The sequence below is a fragment of the Streptomyces sp. bgisy027 genome, assembly GCF_057710365.1.
This window is the reverse complement of sequence record NZ_JBYIVZ010000043.1, coordinates 65,004-81,284: the sequence shown is the minus strand read 5'-3', so window position 1 is coordinate 81,284 and position 16,281 is coordinate 65,004. Positions and strand designations below refer to the sequence as shown.

11 protein-coding genes are annotated in these 16,281 nt (G+C 68.9%); 2 read left to right on the top strand and 9 right to left on the bottom strand.

The features are described from left to right. From AC3ETA_RS34890 to AC3ETA_RS34880, 3 genes are all read right to left on the bottom strand, one after another. Positions 1-906, bottom strand: a 906-nt coding sequence (locus AC3ETA_RS34890; RefSeq protein WP_432196900.1) for an ADP-ribosylglycohydrolase family protein, incomplete at its 3' end; no start/stop codon positions are given. Positions 907-918: 12 nt separating this feature from the next. After that, positions 919-1,578 carry a histidine phosphatase family protein gene (locus tag AC3ETA_RS34885; protein WP_030944720.1) on the bottom strand — a complete coding sequence of 220 codons (660 nt, stop codon included), beginning with the start codon at positions 1,576-1,578 and terminating at the stop codon, positions 919-921. A gap of 129 nt (positions 1,579-1,707) precedes the next feature. Continuing rightward, positions 1,708-2,313 carry a YdbC family protein gene (locus tag AC3ETA_RS34880; protein ID WP_432196899.1) on the bottom strand — a complete coding sequence of 202 codons (606 nt, stop codon included), beginning with the start codon at positions 2,311-2,313 and terminating at the stop codon, positions 1,708-1,710. Between the two features lie 157 nt (positions 2,314-2,470). Here AC3ETA_RS34880 and AC3ETA_RS34875 point away from each other — a divergent pair, with 157 nt between their 5' ends. Next, positions 2,471-3,004 (top strand): TerD family protein, encoded by a 534-nt coding sequence (locus AC3ETA_RS34875; protein ID WP_432196898.1) that lies wholly within the window; start codon positions 2,471-2,473, stop codon positions 3,002-3,004. A 155-nt stretch (positions 3,005-3,159) separates the two neighbouring features. Here the strand turns inward: AC3ETA_RS34875 and AC3ETA_RS34870 are convergent, their stop codons facing one another. Together AC3ETA_RS34870 and nrdR are read right to left on the bottom strand one after the other, a co-directional pair. Further along, complete coding sequence (locus AC3ETA_RS34870) at positions 3,160-6,054, bottom strand: vitamin B12-dependent ribonucleotide reductase (protein ID WP_432196897.1); 2,895 nt, start codon at positions 6,052-6,054, stop codon at positions 3,160-3,162. Positions 6,055-6,217: 163 nt separating this feature from the next. Further along, entirely contained in the window at positions 6,218-6,787 is a 570-nt protein-coding gene (nrdR, locus tag AC3ETA_RS34865) for a transcriptional regulator NrdR (RefSeq protein ID WP_432196896.1), read from the bottom strand. Positions 6,788-7,351: 564 nt separating this feature from the next. Here nrdR and lexA point away from each other — a divergent pair. Next, a complete protein-coding gene (lexA, locus tag AC3ETA_RS34860; RefSeq protein ID WP_432196895.1) occupies positions 7,352-8,131 on the top strand; it encodes a transcriptional repressor LexA in 780 nt (259 codons plus the stop codon). Positions 8,132-8,373: 242 nt separating this feature from the next. Here the strand turns inward: lexA and AC3ETA_RS34855 are convergent, their stop codons facing one another. From AC3ETA_RS34855 to AC3ETA_RS34840, 4 genes are all read right to left on the bottom strand, one after another. Then, entirely contained in the window at positions 8,374-10,362 is a 1,989-nt protein-coding gene (locus AC3ETA_RS34855) for an ATP-dependent DNA helicase (protein ID WP_432196894.1), read from the bottom strand. 432 nt (positions 10,363-10,794) lie between these two features. After that, the gene (locus AC3ETA_RS34850; protein WP_432196893.1) at positions 10,795-11,721 is read right to left on the bottom strand and encodes a GNAT family N-acetyltransferase; all 927 of its coding nucleotides are present in this window, start codon (positions 11,719-11,721) and stop codon (positions 10,795-10,797) included. 38 nt (positions 11,722-11,759) lie between these two features. Then, entirely contained in the window at positions 11,760-13,775 is a 2,016-nt protein-coding gene (locus tag AC3ETA_RS34845; RefSeq protein WP_432196892.1) for an IucA/IucC family protein, read from the bottom strand. 250 nt (positions 13,776-14,025) lie between these two features. After that, positions 14,026-15,768, bottom strand: a complete 1,743-nt coding sequence (locus tag AC3ETA_RS34840; protein WP_432196891.1) for a diaminobutyrate--2-oxoglutarate transaminase family protein — start codon at positions 15,766-15,768, stop codon at positions 14,026-14,028. Positions 15,769-16,281: the final 513 nt, after the last annotated feature.

Here is a 16,281-nt window from a genome sequence, read left to right as displayed (position 1 = left end):
GGTCATCACCGTCGGCGCCCACTCGGGCAGCGCCTCCGTCCGCTCCGCCCAATCGGCCGGCACCGCCCCGGCCTTCCCCGAGCCGATCACACCGCCCACGATGGCGCACGTGGTGTCGACGTCACCGCCGACCTGCGCGGTCGTCCAGAAAGCCCGCTCGTAGTCGCCCAGGGCCCGTGCGGCGGACCAGAGAGCGAAGGGCACCGTGTCATGGGCCGTCGTACGCCGTCCGCAGCCCAGGACGGCCGCGACGGTGCCCCCGTCGCCGTAGTCGAGCATGTCCCGGGCACGCCGCAGACCTGCCCCCACCGCGCTCTTCGGCACCAGAGCGATGACGTCGTCCAGGAGCGATTCCGGGCTGGGCGGACCGCCAGGGGCAGCGGCCAGCGCGGCAGCCGCGGCGACGGCCATGGCGCCGACCACGGCCTCGCGGTGCTGATGGGTGGGATAGGCGGAGATCTCGGCCTGGTGGGTCGCCTGCTCGGGGTCGTCCGCGTACCAGGCCCCGAGGGGTGCGATCCGCATCGCGGCGCCGTTGCCCCAGGAGCCCCGGCCGTTGAACAGCGCGGCCGACAGCTCGCGCCAGTCCCCGCCCTCCCTGACCAGACGCAGCAGCCGGTTGACCGCGGGCCCGTAGCCGCGGTCGAAGTCGTGGTGCTCGGCGAAGGAGCTGGCCAGCGCGTCCTGGTCGATGCGTTGGTGGGCGGCCAGGACGGCGACCACGGAGCAGGCCATCTCCGTGTCGTCCGTCCACTGCCAGGGGCCGGACGGGAGCTCGCGCCGCTTCAGCAGCGGATAGTTCACCGGCACGAAGAACTGCGAGCCGAGGGCATCCCCCACCGCGAGTCCGCGCAGGCTGGTGAGGGCGCGGTCCAGGCGCCCTTCGGGGGAGGAGTCAGCGGTCATCGCCCTGCCACTCTATCCGGTGATCCCGTACGGTTCCGGGTCACGCCAGCGTTCGAACGGCCGGTCAAGCGTGTACTTGCCGTCGTCCCCGAGAACGAGCATCCGCATCTCCGCGTTCCCGGGGTTCGACAGCGACTCGAAGTCGGCGACCGTCCAGTGGAACCAGCGCATGCAGAACAGCCGCATGGCCAGCCCATGGGTCACGAGCAGCACGTTCGGCGGATGATCGGGCGCCTCGAAGCTGCGGTACAGGCTCTCCAGGAAGTTGCCGACCCGGTCGTACACGTCGGCACCTGACTCACCCTGGGCGAAGCGGTAGAAAAAGTGGCCGTAGGCGTCCCGGTAGGACTTCTGGAGGCGTACATCGTCGCGATCCTGCCAGTTCCCCCAGTCCTGCTCGCGCAGGCGGGGCTCCTCACGCACCCGTATGAGCTCGGGGTCCAGGTGGAAGGCGCGCAGGGTCTCGTGGGTACGGCGGTAGGGCGAGACGTACACGCTGACGCGCTCGCGGCCGAAAACCTCCCGCAGGCGTTTGCCCGTCTCCTCCGCCTGTCGCCAGCCCCGCTCGGTCAGGGCCAGCGCATGGTCGGGCTCACGCTCGTAAACGGTGTCATCAACATTGCCCGTTGACTCCCCGTGTCGGACAAGGACGATGCGCCGTGGTCGTGCCATGCCAAAACCCTAGATCGGCTGACACCTGATCGAGCACTCGTACGGGCTCCATACGGCGTAGGTCACACATTTCCTGTATCACCGGCCACATTAAGACACTCACACAGCGGGTTTGGATTTCAAACTATCTCAGACCGTCCAGGCTGCTTCGAGCTCCACGATGTCACCCGTAAGGGCCGCGACATCCGCCTCGATCTGGGCGCGCAGCGCCAGTCGCTCCACGCGCTCGGTCCGGTACTTGCCGTGCTCGGCGGCCGAGTGCCACATCGACAGCACCAGGAACTCATGGCCCGGCGCCTCACCGAACAGCCCGCGGACCATGCCCGGGGAGCCGGCCATGGCGGGGTTCCAGACCTTCTCCTGCATGAGCGTGAAGTGCTCGGCACGTTCCTCGTGGACCCGGCAGTGGGCCACCCGGACGAGGTCGGCGTCGGTGAAGCGCGGCTCGAAGCCGGTCTTCACGTCGAAGCGGTAGTCGAACAGTTTGACCTGCACGTCCTTGAAGGTGCCGGACTGGGCCGCGGCCAGCCGGTCATGGGAGCGGGCCATGAAGGAGTCGTAGAAGGAACGGCTCTCCCAGAACGAGAAGATGTGCGCCACCCCCTGCCGCCCCCGGCTCCAGCCACCACCCTGCCCCCGAAATCCCGGCTCCCCCAGAAGCCCCGCCCATTTTCGCTGCCCCCGCTCGAAGCCGCGGCGGTCCACCACGGTGCAGCGAATCCACTTGACCAGCACCGCGCCATGGTAAGGCCACTCAGCGTGGCGCTGGTCACCGTCGGCGCCACAGGTCCCCCACGCGTGATCCCACGCGCGTGGCAGGATGGACAACCGGCCTTGTCCGCAGGGCAGTTCAGGCTGGGAGCATTTCGCATCACGGGGAAGGGGAAGCCTGGTGAACGCCATCAACAAGGGAGCCCGGAAAGTCGAGATCTCGCTCAAGTGGGATCCGAGTCCGGCCGGGCAGCCGCCCACCGATCTGGACATAGTGGCCGCGACCTATCTGACGAGTGATCCTTACGGCGATCCCGCCTACGTGGTGCACTTCGACAGCCGCTCTCCCGACGGCACCATCTATCTCAACCGGGACAGCAAGGACGGCAAGGGCTTCGGCTGGGACGAGGTGCTGACCGTGGAGCTCGACCGGCTCGACAGCCGGTACGCGCGCGTGATGGTCGGCGTCGTGATCCAGCAGCGCCCGGCGGAGCGCACCTTCGTCAGTGTCATCAAGCCGGCCCTGCGCATCCGTGAGGGCTACACCGTCATGGCCGAGGACGACTTCGGCGGCGTGCTCGGCTCGACGGCGGCGACGGTCGCGGAGTTCGTGCGCGAGGGATCGAGCACATGGGAGTTCCGCGCGGGCATCCGCGGTTTCGAGGACGACCCGGCGACGTTCACAGCGGTCATGGGCAGGGATCGCCGGCCCTGACAGTCGCTCGCACACGCGCGTGGACGTAGTCGCCAACGCGCGGGCGGTACAACGAAGAGGGGCGCCGACATGTCGTCGGCGCCCCTCTTTGTGAGCTACCTGCCGTCAGAGCCCTTCAGGGCTGTCCGACGGTCGGGGTCCAGCCGCGGCCGGTGTCAGCTGCAACCGCTGGTCGAGCCGCAGCCCTCGCAGATGTAGCAGGAGCCGGCGCGCTGCATCTTCGTGCCGCAGGAGAAGCAGAGCGGGGCGTCGGCCTGGATGCCCAGCTGCATCTCCACCAGCTCGGCGCTGGTGTGGGCCTGCTGCGGAGCGGGCTTGACCACCGAGGCCTCGCCCTTCGGCGCGGCGACCGCCTTCAGCTCCTGGGCGCGCGGCGCCGACTGGGCCAGGCCCTCGACGTCGACCTCGTCCTCGTTGGGCTCGTAGGAGCCCGTCTCGAGGTGACGCTGACGCTCCTCGGCGGAGTGGATGCCGAGCGCGGAGCGCGTCTCGAAGGGCAGGAAGTCCAGCGCCAGGCGACGGAAGATGTAGTCGACGATCGACTGCGCCATCCGCACGTCCGGGTCGTCCGTCATGCCGGCCGGCTCGAAGCGCATGTTCGTGAACTTCGAGACATACGTCTCCAGCGGCACGCCGTACTGGAGGCCGACGGAGACCGCGATCGAGAAGGCGTCCATCATGCCTGCGAGCGTCGAGCCCTGCTTGGACATCTTCAGGAAGACCTCGCCGAGACCGTCGTCCGGGTAGGAGTTGGCGGTCATGTAGCCCTCGGCGCCGCCGACGGTGAAGGACGTGGTGATGCCGGGACGGCCCTTCGGGAGACGCTTGCGGACCGGGCGGTACTCGACGACCTTCTCGACCGTCTCACGGATGGCGGCCTCGGCCTTCTCCGTGATCTCGGCCTTCTCCTTCTCCTTGGTCTTCGCGGAGAGGGGCTGACCGACCTTGCAGTTGTCGCGGTAGATCGCGAGCGCCTTGACGCCCATCTTCCAGGCCTCGAAGTAGATCTCCTCGACCTCCTCGACGGTCGCCGACTCCGGCATGTTGACCGTCTTGGACAGGGCGCCGGAGATCCACGGCTGGATCGCGGCCATCATCCGGACGTGGCCCATCGCGGAGATGGAGCGCTCGCCCATGGCGCAGTCGAACACCTCGTAGTGCTCGTGCTTCAGCCCCGGGGCGTCGACGACATTGCCGTGGTCGGCGATGTGGGCGACGATCGCCTCGATCTGCTCCTCCTGGTAGCCCAGGCGGCGCAGGGCCTGCGGGACGGTGCCGTTGACGATCTGCATCGAGCCGCCGCCGACCAGCTTCTTGAACTTGACCAGCGCGAGGTCGGGCTCGAGACCGGTGGTGTCGCAGGACATCGCCAGGCCGATGGTGCCGGTCGGGGCGATGACGGACGCCTGGGAGTTACGGAAACCGTTCTTCTCGCCCAGGCGCTGCACGTCCTGCCAGGCCTCCGTGGCGGCGGCCCAGATCGGCGTGTCGAGGTCGTCCATGCGGACGGCCTTGCCGTTGGCGTCGGCGTGCTGCTTCATGACGCGCAGGTGCGGCGTCGCGTTGCGGGCGTAGCCGTCGTACGGGCCGACGACCGCGGCGAGTTCGGCGGAACGGCGGTACGACGTGCCGGTCATCAGGGAGGTGATGGCACCGGCGAGGGCACGGCCGCCGTCGGAGTCGTACGCGTGGCCCGTCGCCATCAGCAGGGCGCCGAGGTTGGCGTAGCCGATGCCGAGCTGGCGGAACGCGCGCGTGTTCTCACCGATCTTCTGCGTCGGGAAGTCCGCGAAGCAGATGGAGATGTCCATCGCGGTGATGACGAGCTCGACGACCTTCGCGAAGCGCTCGACGTCGAAGGACTGGTTGCCCTTGCCGTCGTCCTTCAGGAACTTCATCAGGTTCAGCGAGGCGAGGTTGCAGGACGTGTTGTCCAGGTGCATGTACTCGCTGCACGGGTTCGAGCCGTTGATGCGGCCGGACTCCGGGCACGTGTGCCAGTGGTTGATGGTGTCGTCGTACTGGATGCCGGGGTCGGCGCAGGCCCAGGCGGCCTCGGCCATCTTGCGGAACAGGGCCTTGGCGTCGACCTCTTCGATGACCTCGCCCGTCATACGGGAGGTCAGGCCGAACTTGCCGCCCGACTCGACCGCCTTCATGAAGGTGTCGTTCACGCGGACCGAGTTGTTGGCGTTCTGGTACTGGACGGACGTGATGTCGTCGCCGCCCAGGTCCATGTCGAAGCCCGCGTCACGCAGAGCGCGGATCTTCTCCTCTTCCTTCACCTTGGTCTCGATGAAGTCCTCGATGTCGGGGTGGTCGACGTCGAGGATGACCATCTTGGCCGCGCGACGGGTGGCGCCGCCCGACTTGATCGTTCCTGCGGAGGCGTCGGCACCGCGCATGAAGGAGACCGGGCCCGAGGCGTTGCCGCCGGAGGACAGCAGTTCCTTGGAGGAGCGGATCCGGGAGAGGTTCAGGCCGGCGCCGGAGCCGCCCTTGAAGATCATGCCCTCTTCCTTGTACCAGTCGAGGATCGACTCCATGGAGTCGTCGACGGACAGGATGAAGCAGGCGGAGACCTGCTGCGGCTGGGGCGTGCCGACGTTGAACCAGACAGGGCTGTTGAAGCTGAAGATCTGGTGCAGGAGGGCGTACGCCAGCTCGTGCTCGAAGATCTCGGCGTCGGCGGGCGAGGCAAAGTACTTGTAGTCCTCGCCGGCCTTCCGATACGTCTTCACGATGCGGTCGATGAGCTGCTTGAGGCTCACCTCGCGCTGCGGGGTGCCGACGGCACCGCGGAAGTACTTGCTGGTGACGATGTTGACCGCGTTCACCGACCAGAAGCCGGGGAACTCGACGCCGCGCTGCTCGAAGTTGACCGAGCCGTCGCGCCAGTTGGTCATGACGACGTCACGGCGCTCCCAGGCCACCTCGTCGTACGGGTGCACGCCGGGGGTGGTGTGGATGCGCTCGATACGCAGTCCCTTGGTCGCCTTGGTGCCCTTGGCGCGGGAACTCCGTGCCGGACCGCTCGCCGTCTCTGTCATGCCGCCTCCCTGTACGGGCTAAAACGCCCTGAAGTGCCCCGATGTTCCCCGTGGCACGTGTTGTGTCTGGTGCTGCGAGCACCCTCTGATCGCCGCCCGCAGCAGGTCTTCTGTCGCCGCTCTCTCGGCCGGATCCCGGTCTGGCGTCCGGATCCGGCCCGCCCTAGTCGGCGGCGTTGGCGGGCACGGGGACTTGTGCAGTCCCTCCGGACCCGCGGTGGTCTTCCTGGCCCCCCGTGACTGCGCCCACGTCGTCCTCGCGGTCGTCCTCGTCCGCGGCGGGGCTTCCCGTCGGCTCCCTCAGCTCTGCGATCGCGGCCTCGAAGTCCTCGAGCGAGTCGAAAGCCCGGTAGACGGAGGCGAATCGCAGAAAGGCGACGAGGTCGAGTTCCTGCAACGGGCCGAGTATGGCCAGCCCCACGTCATGGGTGGTCAGCTCGGCGCTTCCGGTGGCCCGCACCGCCTCCTCGACCCGTTGGCCGAGCTGAGCGAGCGCGTCCTCGGTGACAGGTCGTCCCTGGCATGCCTTGCGCACGCCGTTGATGACCTTGGTACGGCTGAACGGTTCGGTGACTCCGGACCGCTTGATCACCATCAGCGAGCATGTCTCCACCGTCGTGAAACGACGGGAGCAGTCAGGACACTGGCGGCGCCTGCGGATCGACGTGCCGTCGTCGGTCGTACGGCTGTCGACGACACGGCTGTCGGGGTGCCTGCAGAAGGGGCAGTGCATAACTCCAACCCTCCTTCACAGCAGACTCAATAGCCTCGCTGGACCTCATGGGCCCCGCGAAGCAGCCCCAAGCATAGGCGATCTCCGAGAGTCCGAAGACCGGGGGGACCACAACTTCTGGGCTGCTGCCGCAATCCAACCACTAGATGTGGGGATTGGCTCATACATCCAGGCCGTATGCGCGTGTCGCACAGACATGAGCAGGTGGCGTACGACCACCCCCGCCCGCCGGACACTCCGATGCACAGCCGTATCGCTGCGGCACATACGGAGATACCGTGAGCGCCACACGCAGGGGACGTGGGACTCCCGCACAGATGGGGGTCGGTTCCCGGCTTGGCTGATCCCGGATGGCAGACTGGGGCAACAACCCACGAGGTCGTCAGCCCGGCGGTGAAGAGTACAACAATGGGCCCTTTTGCCCGCCGGACAGCTCGTCAGCCATACACCCCGACACGCGATCACGTAAGCCGATTCGCGATTTTTCACTCGAACGTGTGTTTGGCGCAACCTTTCGAAAGCAACTACCGTTGTGCAGCAGGGAGACCATCGAGAGGGGCCGACGTGACCACCACCGCAGACAGTGCCACCATCACTGCCCAGGACCGCTCCCAGGGCCGACTCGAGCCGGTGCATGCGATGAACGAAGCCATGAATCCCGAGGGACAAAAGCGCTCCCTTCCGGGTCGACCTCCCGGCATCCGGGCGGACAGCTCAGGGCTCACCGACCGCCAGCGCCGCGTGATCGAGGTCATCAGGGATTCCGTGCAGCGTCGTGGCTACCCGCCGTCGATGCGGGAGATCGGCCAGGCGGTCGGCCTGTCCAGCACGTCCTCGGTGGCGCACCAGCTGATGGCACTGGAGCGCAAGGGCTTCCTCCGCCGGGACCCGCACCGCCCGCGCGCCTACGAGGTGCGCGGCTCCGACCAGGCCGCCTCCGTGCAGCCCACGGACACCGCCGGCAAGCCCGCAGCGTCGTACGTCCCGCTGGTCGGCCGCATCGCCGCCGGTGGCCCCATCCTCGCCGAGGAGTCGGTCGAGGACGTCTTCCCCCTCCCCCGGCAGCTGGTCGGCGACGGCGAGCTGTTCGTGCTCAAGGTCGTCGGTGACTCCATGATCGAGGCCGCGATCTGCGACGGCGACTGGGTCACGGTCCGTCGCCAGCCGGTCGCCGAGAACGGCGACATCGTGGCCGCGATGCTCGACGGCGAGGCCACCGTCAAGCGCTTCAAGCGCGAGGACGGCCACGTCTGGCTCCTCCCGCACAACTCCTCGTACGAGCCGATCCCCGGGGATGACGCGACCATCCTGGGCAAGGTGGTGGCAGTGCTGCGGCGCGTGTGACGGCTGCGGCGGGCGAAGCGATAGGCGTCGCCCCTTGACCGGGCCCCGGGACCCCTGCGCCGGTTCCGGGGCCCTGTGCTGTCTAGGGCGCGTTGGACGGTATGGCTGGCCGCCACGGCCAGCGCTGGTGGGCGGCGTAGTCGCGGTCGGACGTTGCGCGGACCAGACCCGGCGTCCGCGGCTTTTGGACGAGTGGTTAGCCTGTCGCGGTGCCGCGACAGGCTAACCACGGTGTCCCTCAGCTACTTCGCCGCCGCTTCGGCCTCCGCCTGCGTCGCCGACGCGTCGATGGCGGCGAGCGACTTCCTGACCTGATTACGGTCCGTCGTGTACCAGAAGTCAGGGAGTGACGCCTTCAGATAGCTCCCGTACCGGGCTGTCGCCAGCCGCTGGTCCAGTACGGCCACCACACCCCGGTCCCCCGATGCCCGTACGAGGCGGCCGGCGCCCTGGGCCATGAGCAGTGCGGCGTGCGTGGCGGCGACCGCCATGAAGCCGTTGCCGCCGGCGTCCTCCACCGCCTTCTGGCGAGCGCTCATCAGCGGGTCGTCGGGGCGCGGGAACGGGATCTTGTCCATGACGACCAGCTGGCAGCTGGGGCCTGGCACATCCACGCCCTGCCAGAGCGAGAGCGTGCCGAACAGGCAGGTCTTCGGGTCGGCGGCAAAGTTCTTGATCAGCTCGCCGAGCGTCTCCTCGCCCTGAAGGAGGATCGGGAACTCGGGGATGCGGGACCGGAGCTCCTCGGCCGCCAGCTGGGCTCCTCGCATCGAGGAAAACAGGCCGAGCGTGCGGCCGCCGGCCGCCTGGATCAGCTCGGTCAGCTCATCGAGCATGTCCACGCGGTCGCCGTCCCGCGCGGGGCGCGACAGGTGCTTGGCGACGTACAGGATGCCTTGCCTGCGGTACTCGAACGGTGAGCCGACATCCACGCCCTTCCACTGCGGGAGGTCGTCGCCCTCCGTGCCCTCCGGAGCGAGCCCCAGTGAGGCGCCGACGCCATTGAAGTCGCCGCCCAGCTTCAAGGTCGCGGAGGTCAGGGTGACGGAACGGTCGGCGAAGAGCTTCTCCCTCAGCAGACCAGACACCGACATGGGCGCCACGCGCAGAGACGCACCGAAACGGTCGTGACGTTCGTACCAGACGACGTCCCACTCGGAGCCGTTGGTGATCCGCTCCGCCACGTCGTGCACCGACTCGACCGAGGCCAGCGCCTGCTTGCGGACCGCGTCCTCGTCCTGCACGGACTTGTCGCGAGTCGCGCCGATGCCGGAGATCACGGTGCGGCAGGCATCGCGCAGCGCCATGAGCGCGTAGGCGAGGTCTTCCGGGATCTCCTCCAGACGGCCGGGCAGCGCCAGCTCCATCAGCCGTTCGAAGCCCTCAGCGGCTGTCTGGAGCTGGTCGGCGGCCTTCTCGTTCACGAGCTTCGCGGCGCGGCGCACCGCGCGGTTGACCTGGCCGGGCGTGAGTTCGCCGGAGGCGACTCCGGTGACGCGGGAGACCAGTTCGTGCGCCTCGTCGACGATCAGGACCTCGTGCTGCGGGAGGACCGGGGCGCCCTCGATGGCGTCGATCGCGAGCAGCGCGTGGTTGGTGACGACGACCTCCGAGAGCTTGGCCCGCTCCCTGGCCATCTCGGCGAAGCACTCCGCACCGTAGGCGCACTTCGTGGCGCCGAGGCACTCCCGCGACGACACCGACACCTGTGCCCAGGCGCGGTCGGACACGCCGGGCGTCAGGTCGTCGCGGTCGCCCGTCTCCGTCTCGTCCGCCCAGTCGCGCATCCGCAGCAGGTCCTGGCCCAGCTTGCTGGTGGGTGCGGCTGCCTCGAACTGGTCGAAGAGACCCTCCTCCTCGTCCTGCGGGACGCCCTCGTGCAGGCGGTGCAGACACAGGTAGTTCGACCTGCCCTTGAGCATCGCGAACTCCGGGCGCCGGCGCAGCAGCGGGTGCAAGGCGTCGACGGTGCGCGGCAGGTCCCGCTCCACGAGCTGGCGCTGCAGCGCCAGGGTGGCCGTCGCCACGACGACGCGCTCCCCGTGCGCGAGCGCGGGCACGAGGTACCCGAGCGACTTTCCGGTGCCGGTGCCGGCCTGGACGAGCAGGTGGCTGCCGCCGTCGATCGCCTCCGCGACGGATTCGGCCATCGTCACCTGGCCAGGGCGCTCCGTGCCGCCGACAGCGGTGACAGCGGCGTGCAGGAGTTCGGGGAGTGAGGGCTTTTCCATAGAGCGACCACCCTACGACTCGGCACTGACAAACGAGCGCTCACGGTCGGGCCGGAGGACTGGATCAAGACGGGGTGATCGCCGGATGAGGATCGGCTCGGCTCGGGTGGCGATGGAATCGGGTCGAGTGCGTGCGAGGTCCGTTCGGTCATGGTCGGAGATGGTTCAGGTGGGTCGCAGGAGTGGTCAGGTGGTCGGTTGCGCGCCGGACGCAATCAAGGTCGGTCGACTTTGGCCGGGTGATTTCGGAGTCGCGTCGGGGTGGTTCGGTCATCGGGCTGGGGGCTTTGAGCTCTGGCAGAGCTGATCGGTTGGTGGTGCAGTCACGCTGCGTCCAGATGGAGATCGACTCGGGCGGAATTCGGTTCGTCGGGAGCGGGAACCGGATCGGCGTGAGCGGTGTACCAAAAGTGACGACGTTGCGACGCGACGTCACAGCAGGTGACGCAGGCTCCGGTCTCTGATCATGAGGGCGGCCCGCTTGGCGGGCAGGTCGATCTCGGCGGAGAACCGGAAGCCGGCTGTCAGGAAGGCAGCGACGGAAGGGGTGTTGCGAATGTCCGGTTCGGCGACGACGCGAGCGCAGGCGGGCCGCTTGTCGAGTACGAGGTCGGCGACGGCTCGGAGAAGGGTTCCGCCGACTCCGCGCCCTCGATCACCCTCACCACCGATGAGGAGATGGACTCCGGTGTCATGGGGCCTCGTCGGGTAGTGGCGAGCCAGCGGGTCGAGGTCGGCTCGGTAGATCTCCCAGTAACTCATCGGCGTGCCTTCCAGCAGGCCCATGCACGGGACGCTGCGTCCGTCGCCGAGGAGCTGGGACCGCAGGTGCTCCTCGATGGCGTTCTCCGGTCCGGCGAGGCCCCAGAACACCGTGACGGCAGGGTCGTTCATCCAGCAGCTGATGATCGGGAGGTCTCGCTCAATCCGTACGGGTACTAGGTGCAGTGCCCCTGCCGGGGTGCTGACCGGGCCCCAGCCGCCTACGCCGCCGAGGAGATCTTCGGGGTTCGGGACGGGGGAAGCAGGCGGGGCCTCAGACGCACACGTGGTTGCGCCTGCGATGGCGGCAGTGCTTGTGCCTGCGACGGCGGCAGCGCTCGTGGCTGACGCGCGTGCTGGACCTGCGGTTGCGCCAAGGCTTCGTCTCGCATGGGCGCCGGCGTCCTCCGCGAAGAGCGCGACGAATTCGTCGGGCAGATGCAGGTCCAACGTGTCCTCGCTGTCTGCACCCGCATCGCCAGCCGGACCGATACGGCTTTCATGAGCGGTCGGACTCGTGGTGCCGGTGCCGGTGCCGGTGCCGGTGTCTGTGACCGGGGCGGTGCCTGCGTTGGCACTCGCGTCGGTGGGAGGCACGGGACGCTCCTCTCAGGAAGCGGGACAGGGCATGTTTCTCAGGAATGGAGGGGGTTGGCGATCGTGACGTAGACGGACTGGGTGTCGACCGGGCCTACGAGTTCGTCGAGGCCGTGGATTCGGGTCAGCAGGTTGGCCTTGCAGCGCAGGACCGGCGAGTCGAGCAGGTGAGCCGGCAGTGACGTGCGCAGCCGGGTGGGACCGGCGGCCACCTCGCCGAGGAAGCGACGGAACGCGGCGAGCAACAACCCTTCGTCGACGAGACGTTGAGAGCCGAATGCGCCGATGAGACCAAGGACGTTGTTGATCGCGAGGTAGTAGGCGAACCGTTCGTCAGTGACCTCGTCCGAGACGAAGGTGTCGCTGTGCTCGCCGATGCCGGGCAGTCGGGCATCCAGCTCCGCGCGCCGGGACTCACGGAAGTAGTAACCCTGGTTGTCGCGGTACCGGCCGCCCGAGGGCCAGCCCTCGTCGTCCAGCAGGAGCAGCGTGTTCTGCTGGTGCGCCTCTAGGGCGACACCGGCCTCGGAGTCCAGCCACAGCACGGGGCGAACCACGTGTTCGAGGTAACGCAGGAACCACTCGGCGGCCACGGCTCCCCGGGGTCGACCGGTTCGTGCGGCGAGACGCATGATCAGCTCGGCCAGCCGGGACCGTAGCGGCTCCGTGTCCGGCCGGCGTCGGGCTGCGGCGCTGCCGGATTGTGAGTGAGGAAGGGGTGACAGGAGTCCGGCTACGCAGGACACATCGTCGGAAGGCCGGAAGGGATTGTGCCGGATCATGACGTCGAGGCCCGGGACGGGGATTCCGTCCAGCCCGTCGACGGCGAGCCAGGCAGGGTCGCGAACGATGTCGAACTCTGGGTGCGCGGCCTGCCACTGTGTCGCGAGTCCACTGCGCAGGAGTCGGTGCACCTCTACGCCACGGTGCAGTTCCTTGCGGAGGTTCTCACGGCGGGAGTTGGTGATACGCAGGCCCAGCGAGAGCTTGAGCATGGCCGGAGCGCCGGATCGATAGACGGTGCGTACGGAGGAGGTGGGATGCCATGGCTCGCCGTGGTCGCCGAGGTCGATGAGCAGGCCGGCATCGAAGAGGGCGGCGGTCGCGGCGCGGTGCCGAACTTCGCGCATTTGCCAGGGGTGGAGGGGCAGGGCCGCGTAGCCGTCAGGCAGGGACAGCTCAGGGCCGGCAAGTCGGGCGGTGAGCTGAGACGCGGAGATGACACGGCCACGTTCGGTCCACGCCGAGTCGGTGGCGAGTGCGGAAGGGGAGACAGCCAGCCAGTGCAAGGGGAAGGAGCCGCGCAACTCAGGTGAGTACAGCCGGGCCTCGGTCTCGGAGAGGCTCTCGCGACTCTTGGGTGTCGGGTGGTGCGGGTGTCCGAGGAGCAGCGCCTGCTCGGCCGCGAGGAAGAGGTCAGGGCTGTCGGCCGGATGTTCCCGACGCCCGCCGATGAAGGTGACGGTTCGTTGCGCGGAGTCGGCGACGCGGGCGACGAGGTCGGTGGCGGCGGCCATCCCGGTGAGCGCCACGAGTGCGGGCGTCGGTACCGAGGGTGTCTCGGGTGCATCGAGGGTCCGGTACAGCGCCTCCCTGGTGAGTAGTGCGGCAAGCGTGACGGAGTCGATGAGCGAGGACTGATCCGTAGCGGCGGCCAGGTAGGGAAGGCCGAAGCGGTGCCATCCCGTCGGGGACCAGTAGTGGACGGGGGCGACCAGGGCTGTGCCGGTGGCGGGCAACAGGATGCGGAGAATCCCGTCGTGAGGTGCCGGGATGTTGGTCTCCCGTACCCAGCAGCGGAGCAGGTTCTCCACGGCGGCGGCCTGAGCTGCGGTGTGCGGATCGGGGTGTTCCAACAGGTCGGAGATTTCGCCCCGCAGCCGTTCAGCGTCCGGGACGTCTGCCTGGGTCGGTGTGCCGACCGGTCCACGCGCCGCGTCCGCTGCGTGGGCCGACGCGGAAGCTGCCCTGGCTGCCGAGGCGGGTTCCTGCGGTGCGTCTCCCTGCTCCGGTGGGGTGGGACGACGGCCGGCAGTTGTGGGGGTGCTGTTCAAGGTTGGTCCTCGTGAGGTGGTTCCGGCTCATGCGGCGATTGCAGCCGTACTGCGCTGTGGGGGGCGGCTGGCGTGCGGCGTTCGGAAGGTGCAGATGGAGGGGGTGTGTTAGTTGGATGCGAGGTTGCGGAGGGACGGGATGCTTTGCACGCGGAGGGGCCGTCGGCTGGGGTGGGTGCGACGGACTGACGACGAGGCCGGGGTACGGATCGGGGAACGTACCGTCACGTCCCGGCTGTTGACTGCCGCGCTACTCCACGTGATCGGCGCGGTCGCCTCGGTCTGCACGATCGTCGCGGTCCGCAGCCTGGGCTCGGTCGGCGCGACGCTGCTGTCCATGTTGCGGGCGTTGCAGTCGGCCGTGGCCGGGGTGGCTGCGGGATACCGCGTCCACCGCATCCGCGAGTCGGTCGAGCACAGCGGTCGCCTGCTCGTCGCTGATGGTCAGGGGCGGGAGGAGCCGGACGACGCTGGAGTGGCGGCCGCCGAGTTCGACGATCAGGCCACGTCGCAGGCACTCGCGCTGGATGGCGACGGCAAGCGCGGGGGCTGCCGGTCGAGGATGGCGGTCCTGGCCGCTCTGCATCGCCGCCACTGCCGTTCCTGCCGCCCGGTCGGCAGGGCCGACGCCCGCCGGCGAACGGCCCGCAGTGCGGACAGGGGCGAGGCGCGCACGCCCGCCGGCTCCGCCTCCAGCATCGTCGGCATCGCAAGGCTTCCCGGGGCCAGCCGAATCTCCCAGCATCGCCAGGTCGCCCACGACCCCACGCCAGTCCGGATCAGTCAGCACTCCACCCTCGCCCGCCTGGCCCGCCGACCGCTCCAGCTCGCGCAAGGGTTCAGCCTCCGGCTCCACCACCTCGACCCCGATCATCAGACCCCTGCCGCGCACATCCCCGATGCAGTCGAACCCAGCTGCAAGTCCGCAGAGTTGGTTCAGCATCCTGCTGCCCAGGTCAGCCGCGCGCTCGGCGAGGCGGTTCTCGCGGACGTAGGCGAGGGTTGCCATGCCGGCGGCCATGGCGAGTTGGTTGCCGCGGAAGGTGCCGGCGTGGGCGCCGGGTTGCCAGGCGTCGAGGTCGTCACGGTAGACGATGACGGCCAGTGGCAGGCTGCCTCCGATGGCCTTGGAGAGGACCATCACATCGGGGGTGACGCCGCTGTGCTCCACCGCCCAGAAGGAGCCGGTTCGGCCGACACCCGTCTGGACCTCGTCGGCGATCAGGGGGATGGACCGGTCGGCCGTGATCTGGCGCATGCGGCGCATCCACTCGTCCGGGGCGGGGATCACTCCGCCTTCGCCCTGGACGGGTTCGAGGATCATCCCGGCGGGGTGTCGGACGCCCGACTTGGGGTCGTCGAGGACGGACTCGGTCCAGCGGGCGGCGAGTTCGGCGCCGTGTTCGCCGCCGACGCCGAAGGGGCAGCGGTAGTCCTGCGGGTAAGGCAGGCGTGCGACCCGGACGTCGAAGGCGCCTCCGGATGCCTCAAGGGCGCCGGCGGTCATGCCGTGGTAGGCGCCGCTGAAGGCGAGGATGCCGGTGCGTCCGGTTGCGGCCCGGACGAGTTTGAAGGCGGCTTCCACGGCGTCGGTGCCGGCGGGCCCGCAGAACTGCACGCGCGCCTTGTCGGCGAGCCCGGGCGGCAGGGTGCGGAACAGCTCGGTGATGAAGGCGTCCTTGACGGGGGTCGCCAGGTCGAGGACGTGGAGGGGGGCGCCCGAGTCGAGGACCTTGCGGATGGCTTCCAGGACGACGGGGTGGTTGTGTCCGAGCGCCAGTGTCCCGGCGCCGGAGAGGCAGTCCAAGTAGCGGCTGCCGTCCGCGCCCTCGATGGTCAGCCCACGTGCTCGCACCGGCACGATGGGCAGGGCGCGCGCGTAGGTCCGCGCCGCCGACTCGCGCGCCGACTGCCGTCGCAGGATCCCCTCGTGCACGGCGCCGACCTCCGCCGACTCGGACGTATCCCCGCGCACAGATTCGGTCACGGCCATGGCTCCCTGTCCTCCCGCTGTCCAGGGGCGAGCAGGTCTTTCACATCCTCGCCCGACCCGACATACGAAGCCCCGCGAGCGTCCACTCGAAACTCCGGGGAACTGGGCACAGGGGGCCGCTCACAGGCGGCGGACCCCCACGGCTACCAACCGTGGACCGTTCACCGGGTTACGGGTTGGTTCAAGATCCTTGCCGAGACGAAACCGTCGCCGGCGGGCCGCACCTGCGACAGGGGGCGGCGTCCGACAGGCACGGTGGCCTGGCTGTCCGGTCCCCGGGCGCCCTGCCCGTGTCCCGGCCTCTGTCTCTGTCCCTGCCTCTGTCCCTGCCTCTGCCTATGCCTCTGCCCGCAGCTGAAGGGCTCGTCGCCGCCGGACTCCCTCCGGCTCGCAGTTGACGTACCCACGCCGCCCCACGGCCGCGCGCCGCACCATCGCCGCGCGCCGCCCCGTCCACGCACCGCACGCCGACCACCACCCGTCACCCGTCACCCGTCACCCGTCACCCGTCAC

Excerpts from the sequence above, each read along its gene's own strand:
- AC3ETA_RS34885 (WP_030944720.1), bottom strand. The coding sequence starts at position 1,578 with ATGGCACGACCACGGCGCATCGTCCTTGTCCGACACGGGGAGTCAACG.
- AC3ETA_RS34870 (WP_432196897.1), bottom strand. The coding sequence starts at position 6,054 with ATGACAGAGACGGCGAGCGGTCCGGCACGGAGTTCCCGCGCCAAGGGC.
- nrdR (WP_432196896.1), bottom strand. The coding sequence starts at position 6,787 with ATGCACTGCCCCTTCTGCAGGCACCCCGACAGCCGTGTCGTCGACAGC.
- AC3ETA_RS34855 (WP_432196894.1), bottom strand. The coding sequence starts at position 10,362 with ATGGAAAAGCCCTCACTCCCCGAACTCCTGCACGCCGCTGTCACCGCT.
- AC3ETA_RS34840 (WP_432196891.1), bottom strand. The coding sequence starts at position 15,768 with ATGGCCGTGACCGAATCTGTGCGCGGGGATACGTCCGAGTCGGCGGAG.